Origin of the sequence: Sphingomonas sp. BK069, from assembly GCF_014193405.1 — a bacterium.
Lineage (GTDB): Bacteria > Pseudomonadota > Alphaproteobacteria > Sphingomonadales > Sphingomonadaceae > Sphingomonas.
Window position 1 is genome coordinate 227,632 of record NZ_JACHZH010000004.1, and the last position, 17,236, is coordinate 244,867.

Annotated in this window: 15 protein-coding genes; 11 read left to right on the top strand and 4 right to left on the bottom strand. The window is 71.1% G+C overall.

Going from position 1 to position 17,236, the window contains the following annotated elements:
* Genes FHY02_RS14620 through FHY02_RS14645 form a run of 6 tightly spaced genes read left to right on the top strand, consistent with a single transcriptional unit; the run spans nucleotide 1 to nucleotide 5,716 of the window.
* Entirely contained in the window at nucleotides 1-1,632 is a 1,632-nt protein-coding gene (locus FHY02_RS14620) for an alpha-L-fucosidase (RefSeq protein ID WP_183923413.1), read from the top strand.
* Nucleotides 1,629-2,858 carry an L-fucose:H+ symporter permease gene (fucP, locus tag FHY02_RS14625; RefSeq protein WP_183923415.1) on the top strand — a complete coding sequence of 410 codons (1,230 nt, stop codon included), beginning with the start codon at nucleotides 1,629-1,631 and terminating at the stop codon, nucleotides 2,856-2,858. The genes FHY02_RS14620 and fucP overlap by 4 nt, the downstream gene beginning before the upstream one ends.
* On the top strand, nucleotides 2,855-3,664 hold the full coding sequence (locus FHY02_RS14630; RefSeq protein ID WP_183923417.1) for an amidohydrolase: 810 nt from the start codon (nucleotides 2,855-2,857) through the stop codon (nucleotides 3,662-3,664). The genes fucP and FHY02_RS14630 overlap by 4 nt, the downstream gene beginning before the upstream one ends.
* Entirely contained in the window at nucleotides 3,661-4,644 is a 984-nt protein-coding gene (locus FHY02_RS14635) for an aldo/keto reductase (RefSeq protein WP_260172907.1), read from the top strand. The genes FHY02_RS14630 and FHY02_RS14635 overlap by 4 nt, the downstream gene beginning before the upstream one ends.
* Nucleotides 4,641-5,369, top strand: a complete 729-nt coding sequence (locus FHY02_RS14640; RefSeq protein ID WP_183923419.1) for an SDR family oxidoreductase — start codon at nucleotides 4,641-4,643, stop codon at nucleotides 5,367-5,369. The genes FHY02_RS14635 and FHY02_RS14640 overlap by 4 nt, the downstream gene beginning before the upstream one ends.
* Nucleotides 5,357-5,716 (top strand): L-rhamnose mutarotase, encoded by a 360-nt coding sequence (locus tag FHY02_RS14645; protein ID WP_311721964.1) that lies wholly within the window; start codon nucleotides 5,357-5,359, stop codon nucleotides 5,714-5,716. Before FHY02_RS14640 ends, FHY02_RS14645 begins: the two co-directional genes overlap by 13 nt.
* 163 nt (nucleotides 5,717-5,879) lie before the next feature.
* Here FHY02_RS14645 and FHY02_RS14650 read toward each other — a convergent pair whose 3' ends face one another.
* The gene (locus FHY02_RS14650; protein ID WP_183923421.1) at nucleotides 5,880-6,740 is read right to left on the bottom strand and encodes a 3-keto-5-aminohexanoate cleavage protein; all 861 of its coding nucleotides are present in this window, start codon (nucleotides 6,738-6,740) and stop codon (nucleotides 5,880-5,882) included.
* Between the two features lie 232 nt (nucleotides 6,741-6,972).
* Here FHY02_RS14650 and FHY02_RS14655 point away from each other — a divergent pair, with 232 nt between their 5' ends.
* The 5 genes from FHY02_RS14655 to FHY02_RS14675 all read left to right on the top strand — a co-directional run bounded on the left by FHY02_RS14655 (nucleotide 6,973) and on the right by FHY02_RS14675 (nucleotide 15,635).
* Nucleotides 6,973-9,300, top strand: coding sequence for a glycoside hydrolase family 31 protein (locus tag FHY02_RS14655; protein WP_183923423.1), 2,328 nt, complete (start codon nucleotides 6,973-6,975; stop codon nucleotides 9,298-9,300).
* Between the two features lie 207 nt (nucleotides 9,301-9,507).
* A complete protein-coding gene (locus FHY02_RS14660) occupies nucleotides 9,508-10,296 on the top strand; it encodes an IclR family transcriptional regulator (RefSeq protein WP_183923425.1) in 789 nt (262 codons plus the stop codon).
* Nucleotides 10,297-10,586: 290 nt separating this feature from the next.
* The gene (locus tag FHY02_RS14665) at nucleotides 10,587-11,861 is read left to right on the top strand and encodes an L-fuconate dehydratase (RefSeq protein ID WP_183923427.1); all 1,275 of its coding nucleotides are present in this window, start codon (nucleotides 10,587-10,589) and stop codon (nucleotides 11,859-11,861) included.
* A 256-nt stretch (nucleotides 11,862-12,117) separates the two neighbouring features.
* Nucleotides 12,118-13,605: an ATPase domain-containing protein gene (locus FHY02_RS14670; protein WP_311731843.1), complete on the top strand. Its 1,488-nt coding sequence runs from the start codon at nucleotides 12,118-12,120 to the stop codon at nucleotides 13,603-13,605.
* Complete coding sequence (locus FHY02_RS14675; protein WP_311731844.1) at nucleotides 13,602-15,635, top strand: ATP-binding protein; 2,034 nt, start codon at nucleotides 13,602-13,604, stop codon at nucleotides 15,633-15,635. Before FHY02_RS14670 ends, FHY02_RS14675 begins: the two co-directional genes overlap by 4 nt.
* Nucleotides 15,636-15,669: 34 nt before the next feature.
* On the opposite strand, the gene FHY02_RS14680 is transcribed toward FHY02_RS14675, so the two are convergent.
* The 3 genes from FHY02_RS14680 to FHY02_RS14690 all read right to left on the bottom strand — a co-directional run bounded on the left by FHY02_RS14680 (nucleotide 15,670) and on the right by FHY02_RS14690 (nucleotide 17,224).
* Nucleotides 15,670-15,933, bottom strand: a complete 264-nt coding sequence (locus tag FHY02_RS14680; protein WP_183923429.1) for a hypothetical protein — start codon at nucleotides 15,931-15,933, stop codon at nucleotides 15,670-15,672.
* On the bottom strand, nucleotides 15,930-16,322 hold the full coding sequence (locus tag FHY02_RS14685; RefSeq protein WP_183923431.1) for an SAM-dependent methyltransferase: 393 nt from the start codon (nucleotides 16,320-16,322) through the stop codon (nucleotides 15,930-15,932). Before FHY02_RS14685 ends, FHY02_RS14680 begins: the two co-directional genes overlap by 4 nt.
* Nucleotides 16,323-16,522: 200 nt before the next feature.
* On the bottom strand, nucleotides 16,523-17,224 hold the full coding sequence (locus tag FHY02_RS14690; RefSeq protein ID WP_183923433.1) for an NAD-dependent deacylase: 702 nt from the start codon (nucleotides 17,222-17,224) through the stop codon (nucleotides 16,523-16,525).
* Nucleotides 17,225-17,236 lie beyond the last annotated feature (12 nt).

Here is a 17,236-nt window from a genome sequence, read left to right on the forward strand (position 1 = left end):
GTGGCCGCGATCCAGCGCCGCGCCTTCCTCGCCGGCTCGGCCGCGGTGCTCGCCGCGCGCTCTGGCCTCGCCGCCAGCCCGACCGGCTCGGTACGCGGCCCGGTCCAGCCGACGTGGGAGTCGCTGCGCTCGCACTATCGCGTGCCCGAGTGGTTCCGCGACGCCAAGCTCGGGCTGTGGTCGCACTGGGGGCCGCAGGCGGTGCCCGAGCAGGGCGATTGGTACGGCCGCTTCCTCTACATGCAGGGGCATCCCGTCTACGAGCACCACCTGCGCACCTACGGCCATCCGACGAAGGTCGGGATGAAGGACATCCAGAACCTGTGGAAGGCCGAGCGCTGGGACCCGCAGGCGCTGGTCGAGCGCTACAAGCGCGTCGGCGCCAAGTACTTCATGGCGCTCGCCTGCCACCACGACAATCTCGACTGCTACGACAGCCGCTATCACGCCTGGAACTCGCTGCGCGTCGGGCCGAAGCGCGACGTGGTCGGCACGTGGGAGCGCGCGGCGCGGCAGGCGGGGCTCAAGTTCGGCGTGTCCAACCATGCCGCGCACGCCTGGCACTGGTACCAGCCCGCCTACGCCTATGACCCCGAGGGGCCGCGCGCAGGCGAGCGCTACGACGCCTATCGCCTGACCCGCGCCGACGGGCGCGGCACCTGGTGGGACGGGCTCGACCCGCAGCAGCTCTACACCGGCCGCCACATGGTCGCGCCCGGCGGCATCCGTACCGCCGCGGCGATGGGCAAGTGGCACGAGGCGCATGACGGCCAGTGGATCGAGACGCCGCCCCCCGCCGACCCGCGCTACGCCGCCCGATGGCTGCTGCGCCAGGCCGATCTGATGGCGAAGTACAAGCCCGACCTCTGCTACATGGACGATACCGCGCTGCCGTTCGGCGCGATCGGGCTGGAGGCAGCGGCCGACTATTACAACCGCGCGATCCAGTGGCACGGCGCGCCCGAGGTGGTGCTGACCGGCAAGAAGCTGGAGCCGCACCAGCTCGGCGGCATCGTCGAGGACGTCGAGCGCGGCTTCAGCGACCGGCTGCGCGCCGAGCCGTGGCAGACCGACACCTGCATCGGCGACTGGTTCTACAATGTCGCCAGGCTCAACGACCGCAGCTACAAGACCGCCGAGGACGTGGTGCAGCGGCTCGCCGACGTCGTCTCGAAGAACGGCAACCTGCTGCTCTCGATCCCCCAGCCGGGTCACGGCGCGATCGACGCCGAGGAGGAGAAGATCCTGGACGCGATGGAGCGCTGGATGGCGATCAACGGTGAGGCGATCTTCGCCTCGCGCCCGTGGCGGATCTACGGCGAGGGGCCGACCCGGGTCGCCGCCGGCGCGCAGAACGAGGAGGCCGCCAAGCCCTTCACCGCCGAGGACGTGCGCTTCACCACGCGCGCCGGCGCGCTGTACGCATTGTTCCTCAAGCCGCCCGCCGACACCGCGCGCGTCGCCGCATTGGGCACGGGTCCGAACGCCCCGGTAGTCGAGCGCGTCACGCTGCTCGGCGGCGGCACGGTCGCGCACCGCCAGACGCCGCGCGGGCTCGTACTCGACCTGGGCGGGCGCGCGCCGGGCGGGTTCGTGCCTGCGGTGCGCGTCGATGGGCGCGGGCTGGCATGAGCGGCGCGCCGATGCGGCGGCTGCCGCTGGTGCTCGTCGTCGCGCTCTTCTTCCTGTGGGGCGTCGCCAACAACCTCAACGACGTGCTGATCGCGCATTTCAAGAAGCTGTTCGTGCTGAGCGACCTCGGCGCTGGGCTGGTGCAGTCGGCCTTCTACCTCGGCTATTTCTGCCTCGCCATCCCGGCGGCACTGACGATGCGGCGCTTCGGCTATCGCGCCGCGGTGCTGCTCGGGCTGTTGCTGTACGGCGCGGGGGCGCTGATGTTCTGGCCCGCCGCGGCGTGGCAGAGCTACCCCGCCTTCCTGCTCGCGCTGTTCGTGATCGCGAGCGGGCTCGGCTTCCTCGAGACCTCGGCCAACCCGCTGATGGCCAAGCTGGGCAGCGAGGACAGCGCGGCGCGGCGGCTCAACCTGGCGCAGGCGTTCAACCCGCTCGGCTCGATCACGGGCGTGCTGATCGGCAGCCAGTTCATCCTCTCGGGCCAGTCGGGACCGGTCACCGGCGACGCCGCGCGCGCGGCCGAGGCGGCGGCGGTGCAGTTGCCCTATCTCGTCATCGGGCTGGGTGTACTGGTTTGGGCGGTGCTGATCCGTTTGACGCCCTTCCCGCCGGTCGCGACCGAACGCGACGTCGAGGAAGGCGTCGGCGCCGCGGGCGACTTCGCCGCGGTGATGCGCTCGGTGCGGGTGCGCGGCGGCGTCGCGGCACAATTCTTCTACGTCGGCGCGCAGGTCGGCATCTGGAGCTTCCTGATCCGCTACAGCGAGGTGGCGGTGCCCGGCACGGGCGAGCGCACCGCGGCGCATTACCTGACACTGTCGCTGGTGCTGTTCATGGCGGGGCGGTTCGCGGGCACGGCGCTGATGACGCGCGTCGCGCCCGCGCGGCTGCTCGCCGCCTTCGCCGCGATCGCGGGCGCGCTGACGCTGGCGGCGGCGCTGCTCGGCGGCGGGGTCGGCATCGTCGCGCTGGTGGCGACCAGCTTCTTCATGTCGATCATGTATCCGACGATCTTCGCCGAGGCGGTGCGCGACCTCGGCGCGCTGACCAAGTCCGCCGCGGCGCTGCTGGTGATGGCGATCGTCGGCGGCGCGGTGTTCCCGGCGCTGATGGGGCTGGTGTCGGACCGCAGCGGCTCGATCATCGTCGCCATGGTCGTGCCCGCGGCCTGTTTCGCGGTGGTGCTGTTCTACGCGCTGTCGCTGCGGCGGGGGCGCGCGTGATCGACACGCACGTCCACCTCTGGCGCCTCGGCGCCGACGGTCACAGCTGGCCGACGCCCGACCTCACCGCGATCCACCGCGACTTCCTCATGGACGACTGGCGCGCGCTGCCCGGTGCGGCGGCGGTCGCGGGCGTGGTGCTGGTGCAGTCGCAGCCCGACGCGCGCGACACCGAGTGGCTGCTTGAGGTGGCTTCCAGGGAGCCGCAGGTGCTCGCGGTAACGGGCTGGGTCGACGTGGACGCGCCCGACGCGGTCGCCACGGTCGCGCGACTCGCGCGCGCGCCCAAACTGCGCGCGCTGCGCCCGATGGTGCAGGACCTCGCCGCCGGCTGGTACGACGATCCCGCGCGCGACGCGTTGTGGGACGCGATGGCGCGCGCCGGGCTGGTCCTGGAGGCGCTGGTGCGCCCGCGTCACCTGCCGAGCCTCGCGCGGCTCGCGGCGAGGCATCCCGCGCTCACGATCGTGATCGACCACGGCGCCAAGCCGGTGCTCGGCGATCTGACCGAGTGGCAGGCCGACATGGCCGCGCTCGCCGCGCTGCCGCAGGTGCGCTGCAAGCTCTCAGGCCTGCTCACCGAGCGCGGCCCCGCCGAGCCGCCCGCGGCGATCGCGCCCGCCGCCGCCGCGCTGGTCGCGCTGTTCGCGCCCGACCGGCTGATGTGGGGCAGCGACTGGCCCGTGCTCGCGCTCGCGGGCGACTATGCCGGCTGGCAGGCGCAGGCGCGCGCGCTGGTGCCGGCCGAGCATCACGCCGCGGTGTTCGATGGCACCGCGCGCGCCACCTACGGGATCGCCGCATGACGCTGACGCTGCCGCCGCTCGGCATGGGTTGTGCCGGGATCGGCAACCTCTACCGCGCCGTGGACGACGCCACCGCCGACGCCACCGTCGCCGCCGCGCTCGCCGCGGAGATCGGCTATTTCGACGTCGCGCCGCACTACGGCTTCGGGCTGGCGGAGGAGCGGCTCGGCGGCGCGCTGGCGCGCCACGACCCGGACGCCCGCGCGATCGTCTCGACCAAGGTCGGCCGGCTGCTGGTGCCGACCGACAGCGAAGCGCCCGAGCGCCACGGCTTCGTCGCCGCGCCGCCGCTCGAGCCGGTGTTCGACTATGGCCGCGACGCGGTGCTGCGCAGCCACGAAGCCAGTCTCGCGCGGCTCAGGCGCGACCGCGTCGAGCTGCTGTTCGCGCACGATCTCGGCGAGGTGACCCACGGCGCCGAGGCCGAGCGCCACCTGCGCGCCTTCCTCGACGGTGGCTATCGCGCGCTCCGCGACCTGCGCGACGCCGGCGCGATCGACGCGATCGGATTGGGCGTCAACGAGATCGCGGTGTGCGAGCGGCTGCTCGACGCGGTCGAGCTCGACGTGATCCTGCTCGCCGGCCGTTATACGTTGCTGGAGCCCGACGCCGCCGCCGCGCTGCTCGATCGCTGCGCACGCGTCGGCACGCGCGTCGTGATCGGCGGCCCGTACAATAGTGGGATCCTGGTCGAGGGCAGTGCCTCGCGCAGCCACTTCAACTACGCCCCCGCTCCCGTCGAGGTGGTCGAGCGGGTCGCCGCGCTGGAGCGGGTCTGCGCGCGCCACGGCGTGCCGCTGCCCGCCGCCGCGCTGCAATTTCCCACGCGCGCGGCGGCGGTGGCGAGCGTCATCCCCGGGCTGGTCGGCGAAGCGCAGGTGGCGGACACGCTGCGCTACGCGCGCCACCTGATACCCGAGCAGCTGTGGGACGATTGTCGCGCCGCGCTCGACCTATCTTCAACGGAGACATCTGCGTGAGCGACCGTCTGGCGGGCAAGACCGCCTTCATCACCGCCGCGGGCCAGGGCATCGGCCGCGCCACCGCCGAGCTGTTCGCGCGCGAGGGCGCGCGCGTCATCGCCAGCGATATCGACCGTGCCAAGCTCGACGGCCTCGACGCAGAGACGCTCGCACTCGACGTGCGCGACGCCGCCGCGGTGGCCGCGCTGCCGGGCCGGACTGGACCGGTCGACGTGCTCGTCAACTGCGCCGGCTTCGTCCACAGCGGCACGATCCTCGACTGCGACGAGGACGCCTGGGCCTTCTCCAACGAACTCAACGTCACCGCGATGTATCGCACAGTGCGCGCCTTCCTGCCGGCGATGCTGGAGCGCGGCGGCGGCAGCATCGTCAACGTCGCGTCGATCGCCAGCTCGATCAAGGGCATCCCCAATCGCTTCGCCTATGGCGCGACAAAGGCGGCGGTGATCGGGCTGACCAAGTCGGTCGCGGCCGACTTCGTCGCGCGCGGTATCCGCTGCAACGCGATCTGCCCAGGCACGGTCGACTCGCCCTCGCTCCAGCAGCGGCTGCACGACACCGGCGATTATGCCAAGGCGCGCGCCGACTTCACCGCGCGCCAGCCGATGGGGCGGCTCGGGCGGCCCGAGGAAGTCGCCGCGCTCGCGCTGTACCTCGCCAGCGACGAGTCCGCGTTCACCACCGGACAGGCACACATCATCGACGGCGGGTGGATCAATTGACCCAGCGCCACGTCCTGCTGCTCGACCTCGTCGACGAGCCTGGGTCGATCGCGCGCTACGAGGCGTGGCACGCCGCCGGCGCGGTACCCAGGCCCGTGGTGGCGAGCATCCGCGCCGCCGGGATCGCCGCGATGCAGATCTTCCGCAGCGGCAACCGGCTCGTGATGGTGATGGACGCCACCGCGGCGTTCGACCCTGCGGCGAAGGCGCGGGCGGACGCCGCCGACCCCGACGTGGTCGCCTGGGAAACGCTGATGGACGGTTTCCAGCAGCGCCTGCCCTGGGCCGCGGCTGGGGAGAAATGGGTCGAGGCGGGTTTGATCTTCGACCTCGCGGCGCAGGGCTGACGCGCGAGGCGCAGCCTTGCGCGGCGCTCGCACGAACCGTCGGCAATCGATCCATCGACGTGCTCCTGCGCATGCAGGAGCCCAGAGCCACCTACCTCAACTCCGCGTAACACTGGGCTCCGGCGTTCGCCGACGCACGGCTCAGCCACCCGCCTCGCTTACCTCACGCCCGCCCGTATTGCCCGTTCCCCGGCGCCAGCCCGAGCAGCTCGCGGATCCGCGCCGGCGACATCGGCGCCCGTTCGGCGACCTCGGCGAGCCGCACCACGCGCTCGACCAGCTGGCGATTGGTGGCCAGCGTGGCGCGTGCGCGGTCGAGCCAGATGTTGTCCTCCAACCCGACACGCACGTGGCGCCCCAGCGCCGCCGCGAGCGACGCCGCGGGGGTCTGCGCCGCGCCGATCCCCGCCGCCGCCCACGTGACATCGGACGGCATCACCGCCTCCACCGCGCCGAGCTCGGTGGCGCTCGCCTGTAGACCGGCGATGTTGCCGAACAGTACGTTGCAATAGAAGGGCGGCGTGAGCATCGCGCGGGAGCGCATGTATTTAAGGTAGTTGATCATGCCGAGATCGAACACTTCGAGCTCGGGCATGATGCCGCGCTCCTGCATCCGCCGCGCCAGGAACTGGATCGTCGACGGGCTGTTCACGCTCGCCTGCTGGACGAAGTTGAGCGACGACAGCGTCAGCGAACCCATGTCGGGCTTGAGCTCGCCGTCGAGCCCCAGCGGCGCCGCACGCAGCTCTGGGTCGGTGACGTTGCGGCCACTCAGCGACACGCAGATGACCAGATCGGGCGCGTGGCGGCGGATGCCCTCGATGATCGCGGCGAACGTGTCCGGGTTGACCTCAGGCGCGCCCGACAGCGCGTCGCGCGTGTGCAGGTGCGCGATGCCGGCGCCGAGATCATAGGCGGCGAGCACGTCATCGACGATCTCGCTGACCGTGATTGGGACGTGCGGCGTGTGCTCCTTGGTGGGTACCATCCCGGTGGGAGCGAAGTTGATGATCAGATCGTCCATGCGGCTGCGCCCTTCCTCTATTCTGAGGCGCGGCACGCGGGAGCGACCGCGACCCGATGACGCGCCAGTCCTCTTCTAGGAACGCTCCTCGCCCGGTCCGCCGGTGCGGCCGGGGCGGCTAGCTCAAGACGGTCCGCCCGCACGGCATCGCGATGGTACCGCTACCGAAAAGCGCTTGAGCGATAACGTTCACTTGGGCAAAAGCCGTCATATCAATCGGAGGGGAAAGACGATGAACCGCAGGACGGCGCGTTGGGCGCGGACGCTACCGCTCGGGCTGCTCGCGCTCGGCACGCAGGCGGTCGCCGAGCCGGTCGCCACGGTCGATCGCAACGGCAGCCTCGTCGCGGTCGAGCCCTATGCCCCCAATATCGTCCGCGTCACCATCGCCACCGAGCGCGACCAGGCCGACGGCAAGCCTGGCTACGGCATCAGCGCCGCCGCCGACGCCGCGGGCTGGTCGCACAGCACCACCCAGGCGGGCGACGTCTTCGCCTCGGGCGCACTGAGCGTCACCGTCAAGGCGCAGCCCTGGCCCGCCGCGCCGAGCCAGATGCAGCGCTATTTCGCCCCCTCGCTGCCGCCGGTCTCGGTGGCGATCACCACCGCCGACGGGCGCACGATCACCATGGGCGGCTGGTCGATGGCGCCGCACACCGTCTCGGGCGAGAAGACCTTTCTCGCCGGCGCCAATTTCGAGGCCGATCCGAACGAGCATTTCTACGGGCTCGGTCAGAACCAGGAGGGGATCCTCGACCTGCGCGGGCGCACGATCGACTGCCGCCACTGGTACGACGCGCCCGCGGGCGAGCAGGTCTGCGTGCCCGTCCTCGTCTCCAGCCGCAACTACGCGATCGTGTGGGACAATCCCTCCGCCACCCGGGTCTCACCCGGGATCCACGGCCAGACCCGCTTCGAGAGCGAGGTAGGCGACCGGGTCAGCTTCTTCGTCATCACCGGCAAGTCGAGCGACGAGCTCTACGCCGGCTATGCCAAACTGACCGGCAAGACCCCGCTGCCGCCCAAAGCCGCGTTCGGGCTGATCCAGTCCAAGGCGCGCTACGAGAGCCAGCAGGAGCTGATGGCGGTGGCGGACGGCTATCGCAGCCGCGGCTACCCGCTCGACATGATGGTGCTCGACTGGTTCCACTGGACCCGGATGGGCCAGCTCGACATCGACCGGAACTTCTTCCCCGATCCCGCCGGCATGAACCGCGAGCTGCACCAGCGCGGCCTCCACTCGATCATTTCGGTCTGGCCGCGCTTCGAGAAGGAGAGCCGCTACTTCAACGAGCTGGACGCGAAAGGCTGGTTCCTCAAGGACGCCGACGGCAAGACCGTGGACGGCCTGCCGGTGCGCTCCGACCGCGCCGGCGCGCTGATCGACTCGACCAACCCCGCGGCGCGCGGCTGGTTCTGGGGCAAGGTGCGCGACAACATCCTCAGCCAGGGCTTCGACTATCTCTGGCTCGACGAGACCGAGCCCGATCTCGTGCCCGACGGCTATTTCTACTCGATCGGATCGGGCGACCGCTACCACAACGTCTTCCCGCTGCTCCACACCGACGGAGCGGCCGAGGGATCGCGGCGCGATCGTCCCGATTTCCGCAACATGATCCTGTGCCGCGCGGCTTATCTCGGCACGCAGGCGAACGGCTGCCTGTTCTGGTCGTCGGACATCCAGTCGACCTGGGAGTCGCTGCGCCGCCAGGTGCCGACCGGTCTCAACATGACCGCCTCGGGCATCGCGCTCTGGTCGAGCGACACCGGCGGCTGGCAATATCCCGGCAGCAGCAAACCGGCGCACGCACCGCTGCTCAGCCCGGCGGGCGCCACCGCAATGGGCGCGAACTATCCGGATTATCCCGAACTTTTCGTACGCTGGTTCCAGTACAACAGCTTCACCCCGACGCTGCGCATTCACGGGCAGCGCCCGGCGACCGCGATCTGGGACTATGGCGCCGCCGCCGAGCCGATCCTGGCGAGCTGGTCGAAGCTGCGCTACTCGCTGCTGCCGTACATCTACCCGCTGGCACGGACCACCTACGAGACGGGTGCGCCGTTCATGCGCGCGCTGTGGATGGACTTCGCGAGCGACCCGCAGGTGGCCACCGTCGGCGACGAATATATGTTCGGCCCCGCCTTCCTTGTCGCCCCGGTGACCGAGCAGGGCGTGACCAGCCGCCGCGTCTATCTTCCTGCGGGGAACGACTGGTACGACTGGTGGACCAATCAGAAGCACGCCGGCGGCCAGTGGATCGACGCCGCCGCGCCGATCGAGCGCATGCCGCTGTTCGTCCGCGCGGGCTCGATCGTGCCGATCGGCGCGCCGGTGGCGAACACGTCGGAGAAGCAGGCGCTGGCCGAGGTCCGCGTGTTCCCGGGCCGTGACGCGACGGCGCTCTTGTACGACGACGACGGCACCACCGAGGCCTATCGCAAGAACGGCGGCCGCAGCGCGACGCTGCGCTGGGACGAGGCGGCCGGCCGGCTCACCGCCTCGGGCGCGCTGCCGACCGGCCAGCCGGTGGCGGGGCTGGTGAAGGTGGTGGGGCGGTAACGCGGCGCTTCGCTGAGAGCACGACAATCGCCGCTTCCATCGCCGCCGTCATCCCGGACTTGGTCCGGGATGACGGTGCGGGGGAAAGACATCGCCCCAGATCGGCGCCGCTCGCTCGTCGTGACGAAGTCCTTGACCGCGCGCCCCCTCCCCCGCCTACACAGCGTCTGACAGGCGCCGACGCGCGCCACGGGAGGGGGGACGCCGATGATCGAGGACAGCGCGGGCGAGGACGAGCGCCGCTACCGCGCGCCCGCGCTGGAGAAGGGACTAGACATCCTCGAGCTGCTCGCCGCCGCGCCCAGTCCCCTCACCTTCACCGCGATCGTCAACCGGCTCGGCCGCAGCCACGGCGAGCTGTTCCGCATGGTGCAGGTGCTCCAGTTCCGCGGCTACCTCGATCAGGACCCGAGCGACGACGGCTATTTCCTCACCGACCGGCTGTTCTCGCTCGGCATGAAGCAGCCGCGCACGCAGAGCCTGGTCGAGGTCGCGCTGCCGGTGATGCGGCAGCTGTCGCTCGACATCCAGCAGTCCTGCCACCTCGCGCTGCACACGCTGGGCGAGATGGTGGTGGTGGCACGGATGGAATCGAGCGAGCAGCTCGGCTTCTCGGTTCGCGTGGGCTATCGCAAGCCGCTGGCGCAGGTCGCCTCGGGCGCGGTGCTCTACGCCTTCCAGCCCGAGGACGTGCGGCGTCGCTGGGAGGCGCTGCTCGACCCGCCACTCTCACCCGACGAGCTCGCCACCTTCCGCGCGCACGCCGACGCGGTGCGCGAGCGCCGTGTCGAGCTGACGCCTAGCCCGTTCGTCACCGGCGTCACCGACATCTCCGCGCCGGTGATGCGGGGCGGGGCGGCGGCAGCGGCGCTGACCGTGCCGTTCCTCAAGAAGATCGGCGCCGACCTGCTGCCGCGCGCTGCCGCCAGGTCGGTGCGCGAGGCGGCGGACGCGATCTCGGCGCAGCTCGTCGAGGCGGATAGCCGGCTCTATTGAGCGGTGGCCGCCGCCGTCCTCCGTCCGCGCCGCTTGCACCGCCTCCGCTTCCGGCGTCATCCTGAGCTTGTCTCAGGATCCACGGTGCCGCATTCTCTGCACGCGAGGCGATCGCGGCTGTATCGTGACACGAGTGCAGGATGACCCCGGTGATCGTGCGGGCGCCCTCATCCCCGTTGTGCGCACTCTTGAACATTGGTAGCACCTGCGAACAAACCAGCAGGGGGGGGCGGCATCATTCTGGGCTATCGCAACGCAGCGACCGGCGCGCACGTGACAAAGGCGGCGGCATGACCGTGATCACCGGCCTGCAGGTGCTCGACCTGCGCTTCCCGACCTCGGCCTCGCTCGACGGCTCGGACGCGATGAACCCCGATCCGGACTATTCCGCGGCCTATTGCATCCTCGAGACCGACACGCCTGGCCTCGAAGGCCATGGCCTCACCTTCACGATCGGGCGCGGCAACGACCTGTGCTGCGCCGCGATCGAGGCGCTGCGCCCGCTGGTTGTCGGGCTCGACCTCGCCACCGTGCGTGCCGATGGCGCCGCCTTCTGGCGTCGCGTCACGGGGGACAGCCAGCTTCGCTGGGTCGGCCCCGACAAGGGCGTGATCCATCTCGCCACCGGCGCGATCGTCAACGCGGTGTGGGACCTGCTCGCCAAGGAAGCGGGCAAGCCGCTGTGGCGGCTGGTCGCGGAGATGACGCCGGCCGAGCTGGTGCGACAGATACCCTTCACCTACCTCACCGACTTCATCACCGAGGCGGAGGCGCTGGCGCTGCTCACCACGCGCGCGGCGGGCAAGGAACAGCGCATCGCCGAGCTCGAGCGCGCGGGCTACCCCTGCTACACCACCTCGGCGGGCTGGCTCGGCTATTCCGACGAGAAGCTCGAGCGGCTGTGCCGCGAGGCGATCGCCGAAGGCTTCCGCCACGTCAAGCTCAAGGTCGGCGTCAGCCTCGACGACGACGTGCGCCGCGTCGGCATCGCGCGTCGCGCGATCGGCGACGACGCGGTGCTGATGATCGACGCCAACCAGGTGTGGGAGGTCGGCCAGGCGATCGATCACGTCAACGCGCTCGCCTTCGCGCGGCCCTGGTTCATCGAGGAGCCGACCAGCCCCGACGACGTCGCCGGCCACGCCGCGATCCGCCGCGGCGTCGCCCCGGTCCGGGTCGCGACCGGCGAGATGTGCCAGAACCGCATCGTGTTCAAGCAGTTCATCGCCGAGGGCGCGATCGACGTGGTGCAAATTGACGCTTGTCGCCTTGGCGGCGTCAACGAGGTGCTGGCGGTGCTGCTGATGGCGGCCAAGGCCGAGCTGCCGGTCTGCCCGCACGCCGGCGGCGTGGGGCTGTGCGAGTACGTCCAGCATCTCGCGATGATCGACTATCTCTGTTTCTCTGGCACCGCCGAGGGACGCGTGGCGGAATATGTCGACCACCTCCACGAGCATTTCCTCGAGCCCTGCGTCGTCCGAGACGGCGCCTATCAGGCACCGACCGCGCCGGGCTATTCGATCGAGATGCGGCCGGAGACGCTGGTGGCGTACCGCCACGGCTGAGCTGGCCTGTTATGATCCTCCGCGACACGGGGAGGAGGACCGCCGGCCGCCGGCCGGTGGTGGAGAGGGGGCTTCGGCGTACGCGCCGGTGAAGGTCTCTCCACCGCCGCGCTGCGCACGGCGGTCCCCCTCCCCGGCATGCGGTTAGGATCGACGCCTGAACCCCTCTCCCTTGGCTTGATCCCCCTCAACGCCCTGGCGCTACCCTCACCGCGCGGCTGTGCTAGGGTGCGTGCCGACACGGGCGGAGGACAACGTGCCAGTAACTAGCGCAGGTGACGCGCGGATCGGGATCGCGGGGCTTGACGACGTGCTCAGCGGCGGGCTGGAACGCGCGCGTACCTTCCTGGTGGAGGGCAGCCCCGGCACCGGCAAGACCACGATCGCGATGCAGTTCCTGATCACGGGGGCGGCCCTGGACGAACGTTGCCTGTACGTGACGTTGTCAGAGACCGAGGACGAGCTGCGCGCCACCGGCCGGGCGCATGGCTGGGACCTCGCCGGGATCGACATCTACGAACTGGTGCCGCCCGAGAACCTGCTCGACGAGGAGCAGCAGCAGAGCCTGCTCTACTCGTCCGACCTCGAGCTCGGCGAAACGACCCGGCGCATCTTCGCGGCGTTCGAGCGCGCACGGCCCGATCGCGTGGTGATCGACAGCCTGTCCGAGATCCGGCTGCTGGCACAGAGTTCGCTGCGCTATCGCCGCCAGATCCTGGCTCTGAAGCATTTCTTCGCGCGAAGCGGCGCGACCGTCCTGATGCTCGACGATCTCACCACTGACGCGAACGACAAGACCGTCCACTCGGTCGCGCATGGCGTGATCCGGCTGGAGGAACTCGCGCCCGATTATGGTGCCGAGCGCCGTCGTCTGCGCGTGATCAAATACCGTGGCCGACGCTTTCGCGGCGGTTACCACGACAGTACGATCGCCACGGGCGGCGTACAGGTCTTCCCCCGGCTGATCTCGGCCGAGCACAAGGTGGATTTCACCCGCGACGTGGTCACCACCGACACCCAGGAGCTCAACAACCTGCTCGGCGGCGGCATCGAGCGCGGCTCCAGTATCCTGGTGCTCGGCCCGGCGGGCACCGGCAAGACCCTGTTGACGCTCACCTTCATCAAGACGGCGGTGGCGCGGGGTGAGCGCGCCGCGATGTTCGTGTTCGACGAGGAGATCGGCCTGCTGGTGCAGCGCGCGCTGGCGCTCGGAATCGATCTGGCGGCGATGGTCGCGGCCGGCCAGCTCACCCTTGAGCAGGTGGACGCCGCGGAGCTGACTCCGGGCGAGTTCTCGGCACGGGTACGGCATTGTGTCGAGCAGCACGGCGCGCAGACCGTGGTGGTCGACAGCCTCAACGGCTATCAGACCTCGATGCCGGGCGAACAGGCGCTGGTGCTCCACCTCCACGAGCTGCTGCAATATCTCAATCGCCGCGGCGCGACGACCTTCCTCACCGTGGCGCAGCACGGGCTGGTCGGCGACATGAGCACGCCGGTGGACGTCACCTATCTCGCCGATACGGTGATTTTGCTGCGTTATTTCGAGGCGCTCGGGCAAGTTCGCCGCGCTATCTCGGTCGTCAAGAAACGCACCGGATCACACGAGAACTCAATCCGTGAGTATCAGATCGGCGCGCGCGGCGTCTCACTCGGCGAGCCGCTCGTCGGTTTCCAGGGTATCTTACGCGGCGTCCCAGAGCTGCTCGGCGAACCCACGCTGCTCGCGCGCGAGGACGCGTGAAGCGCAGCACGCTCTCGGAGCGCGCGCTGGTACTGGCTCCACGCGGCCGCGACGCGGCGGTGGCGACCGAGATGCTCGCCGAGGCGGGGCTGGAGGCGCGCGCTTGCGACATGCTGTTGGGTCTGATCGCTGAGCTCGATCGCGGCGCCGGCTACGCCATCGTCACCGAGGAGGCGATCGCCACCGCCGACGTGCGCGCACTGTCGCGCTGGATCGGCGAGCAGGAGGAATGGTCCGACCTGCCCTTCATCCTGCTGACCAGCCGCGGCGGCGGGTTGGAGCGCAATCCCGCGGCGGTGCGCCACCTCGAGCTGCTCGGCAACGTCACCTTCCTCGAGCGCCCCTTTCACCCGACCACCCTGATCAGCCTCGCGCGGGCCGCGATCCGCGCGCGGCGGCGGCAGTATGAGGCGCGCGCGCGGCTCGTCTCGATTCGCGAGAGCGAGGCGCGGTTGCGCACCCTGTTCGACACAATGGACGAGGGCTTCTGCGTCATCGAGTTCCTCGATGGGCCGCACGGACCGCTGAGCGACTATGTCCATGTCCAGGCCAACCCGGCCTATGAGCGCCATACCGGCATCGCGAACGTCGTCGGGCGAAATGTGCGCGACATGGTCGGCGACGAGGCCGAGGGCTGGATCGAGCTCTACCGTGGCGTGCTGACCAGCGGCGAGGCGATCCGCTTCGAGCGCGAGCTGGTCGCTACGCGGCGCCACCTCGAACTCGCCGCCTTCCGCGTCGAACCGGCGAGCCGGCGCGAGGTGGCGGTGATCTTCCAGGACGTCACCGAGCGCAAGCGCGCCGAGATCGCGCTGCGTGAGCTCAACGAGACGCTGGAGCGCCGCGTCGCCGCCGCGATCGACGAGCGTGAGCTGGCGCTGGCGCAGCTGCACGAGGCACAGAAGCTCGAGACGATCGGTCAGCTCACCGGGGGCGTGGCGCACGATTTCAACAACCTGCTCACCCCGATCACGGGCGCGCTCGACCTGCTCGGCAAACGCTACGCCGAGGACGCGCGCGCGGCGCGGCTGATCGACGGCGCGCTCCAGTCGGCCGAGCGCGCCAAGACGCTGGTGCAGCGCCTGCTCCAGTTCGCACGACGCCAGGCGCTGGAGACGCGCGCGGTCGATACCGCGGCGCTGGTCCAGGGGATGCGCGACCTGATCGCCAGCTCGGTCGGCGGGCGGGTCGAGCTCAAGCTGGTGCTGCCCGACGACCTGCCGCCGGCGCTGGCCGACCCCAATCAGCTGGAACTCGCGCTGCTCAACCTATGCGTCAACGCGCGCGACGCCATGCCCGAGGGCGGTCGGCTCACCGTGGTCGCCGCAACCGAGGCGGTCGGGCCAGGCTCCGCTCTCCGCCTCGCGCCCGGCGCCTATGTGCGGCTGGCCGTGATCGATACCGGCACCGGCATGGACGAGGCGACGCTCGCGCGCGCGATCGAGCCCTTCTATTCCACCAAGGAGCGCGGCAAGGGCACCGGCCTGGGTCTGTCGATGGTCCACGGACTCGCCGCGCAGCTCGGCGGCGCCTTCGTCATGACGAGCAAGCCCGGCCAGGGCACGCGGGCCGACCTCTACCTGCCCGTCGCCGAGCGCGACGCAGAGACCGGCACGCGCCAGCGCGAGGGCGGACCGATCGCCGAGACCCGCCCGCTCGCGGTGCTGCTGGTCGACGACGAGGATCTGGTGCGCAGCGGCACCGCCGAGATGCTGCGCGATCTCGGCCATCAGGTCGCCGAGGCGGGCGACGGCGCCGCGGCGCTCGCCGCTCTCGACGACGGCCTGTCGGTCGATGCGGTGCTGACGGACTACATGATGCCGCGGATGAACGGCGCCGAGCTCGCCGCCGAGGTCCACCGCCGCCGCCCCGACCTGCCCGTGCTGGTGGTAACGGGCTATGCCGGCGGCGACCTCGCGCTGGAACTACCGCAGCTCGCCAAGCCATTCCGCCGTGCCGACCTCGCCGGCGCGCTCGCGGCGCTGACGAGCGGCGGCAAGGTGGTGCGGCTGGCCGAGCGGCGGCGCTAGCCCGACACAGCGCGCGGGCGATCGCCGCCTCGCCTCACGTGCCGAAGCCATCGCTGTCCTGCCCCCGCGCGCGCAGCCTCGCCGCATGCACCGCAGCTGCGGTGAGCGCGTGGCCGCGTCGCTCGGCGCGCAGTACCTGCGCCACGCGCTTGCCGTGCACCATCAGCGGCAGACCGAGCAGCGCCACGTCGAAGAGCGGCACCATCAGCGGCGAGCGATCGAGCAAGAGACAGGCGGTGCAGGCACCCGCGGTCAGCACGACGCCGCTCAGGCGCCAGGCGAGATCGCGCCGGGTCACGCCCGCCCTCCGGCGATCACGCGGGCGCTGGCACGCGTCAGCGCGCGCGTCGTCGCTGCGGAGGCGACGGCGGGCACCAGCACGATGTCCGGCGCGAGGTCGTGCTCCTGCGCGAGCCCCGCGACCATGTCGGCGCAGTCGAAGGAAACACCGATGGCCCAGTCGTGGAGCGCCGCTGCGGCGGTGCGGGCGCGCGCGATCAGCGCGGGTGCGCCGTCGACGCCGCGTGCCTCGATCGCGACGAAGCCGAGCGCGCGCGCGTGCCGCGCCGCGGCGAGCAGCAGCGCACCGTCACCGCAGTCGGCGTCGACGATCCGCACTGCGCGGCGCCCCGCCCGGCGCAGCTCGGCCAGCGTCAGCGCCAGCACGGGCCAGCGCGCGTCCGCCATCGCGCCCGAGCGTGGCGCGGCGGGTCGCCGCGGCGCTACTCGATACGGGATCGACGGGGAACGAAGGTGAAGCGGCACCATTTCGCGTCATAGCCTGGCATGGTCGGGCGTCCGAGCGCCCGCCGGCTCCAGCTACGAGGCGGCGCATAGGCTTGCGAGAGCGATCGCGATCGATCGCGTAGCGCGCGCATATGGCGGGCTCAGCGTGCCAGCAGCGCGTCGACCCAGACCGGCACCAGCACGCCGGCCGGTCCCAGCCGCGTCTCGTCGAACCAGGCGCTGCCCGCCGAGTGCTCGAGATTGAGCTCGAGCGTCGCCGCGTCGCCCGCGGCGGCGCCGCGCACGAAGCCGGCGGCCGGATAGACCGCCCCCGACGTGCCGATGGAGACGAACAGGTCGGCACGCGCCAGCGCGGCCTCGATCCGCTCCATCTCGTACGGCATCTCGCCGAAGAAAACGATGTCGGGGCGCAGCGCGGGCGCGCCGCACGTCGGGCAGCGCGTCGCGGGCGGCAGCGCGTCATGCCACGGGTGGCGCGTGCCACAGGCGGCGCACAGCGCCGAGCGCAGCTCGCCGTGCATGTGGAGCAAGCGGCGGGCGCCGGCGCGCTCGTGCAGGTCGTCGACGTTCTGCGTCACGATCAGCAGCTCGCCCGGCCAGGCAGCGTCGAGCCGCGCCAGCGCGTCATGCGCGGCATTGGGCGCCACCGTGTCGAGCGCGGCGCGCCGCAGGTCGTAGAAGCGGTGCACCAGCGCGGGATCGCGCGCGAGCGCCTCGGGCGTGCAGACGTCCTCGACTCGGTGTCCCTCCCACAGGCCGCCCGGCCCGCGGAAGGTAGCGATGCCGCTCTCGGCCGAGACGCCGGCGCCGGTGAGGATGACGATGTTGCCGGCCGCGGTCATGCTCCACGTGAT

Coding starts and splice junctions, on each gene's coding strand:
- FHY02_RS14655 (WP_183923423.1), top strand. CDS start 6,973: ATGAACCGCAGGACGGCGCGTTGGGCGCGGACGCTACCGCTCGGGCTG.
- FHY02_RS14650 (WP_183923421.1), bottom strand. CDS start 6,740: ATGGACGATCTGATCATCAACTTCGCTCCCACCGGGATGGTACCCACC.
- FHY02_RS14635 (WP_260172907.1), top strand. CDS start 3,661: ATGACGCTGACGCTGCCGCCGCTCGGCATGGGTTGTGCCGGGATCGGC.
- FHY02_RS14665 (WP_183923427.1), top strand. CDS start 10,587: ATGACCGTGATCACCGGCCTGCAGGTGCTCGACCTGCGCTTCCCGACC.
- FHY02_RS14685 (WP_183923431.1), bottom strand. CDS start 16,322: ATGGCGGACGCGCGCTGGCCCGTGCTGGCGCTGACGCTGGCCGAGCTG.
- FHY02_RS14660 (WP_183923425.1), top strand. CDS start 9,508: ATGATCGAGGACAGCGCGGGCGAGGACGAGCGCCGCTACCGCGCGCCC.
- FHY02_RS14690 (WP_183923433.1), bottom strand. CDS start 17,224: ATGACCGCGGCCGGCAACATCGTCATCCTCACCGGCGCCGGCGTCTCG.
- fucP (WP_183923415.1), top strand. CDS start 1,629: ATGAGCGGCGCGCCGATGCGGCGGCTGCCGCTGGTGCTCGTCGTCGCG.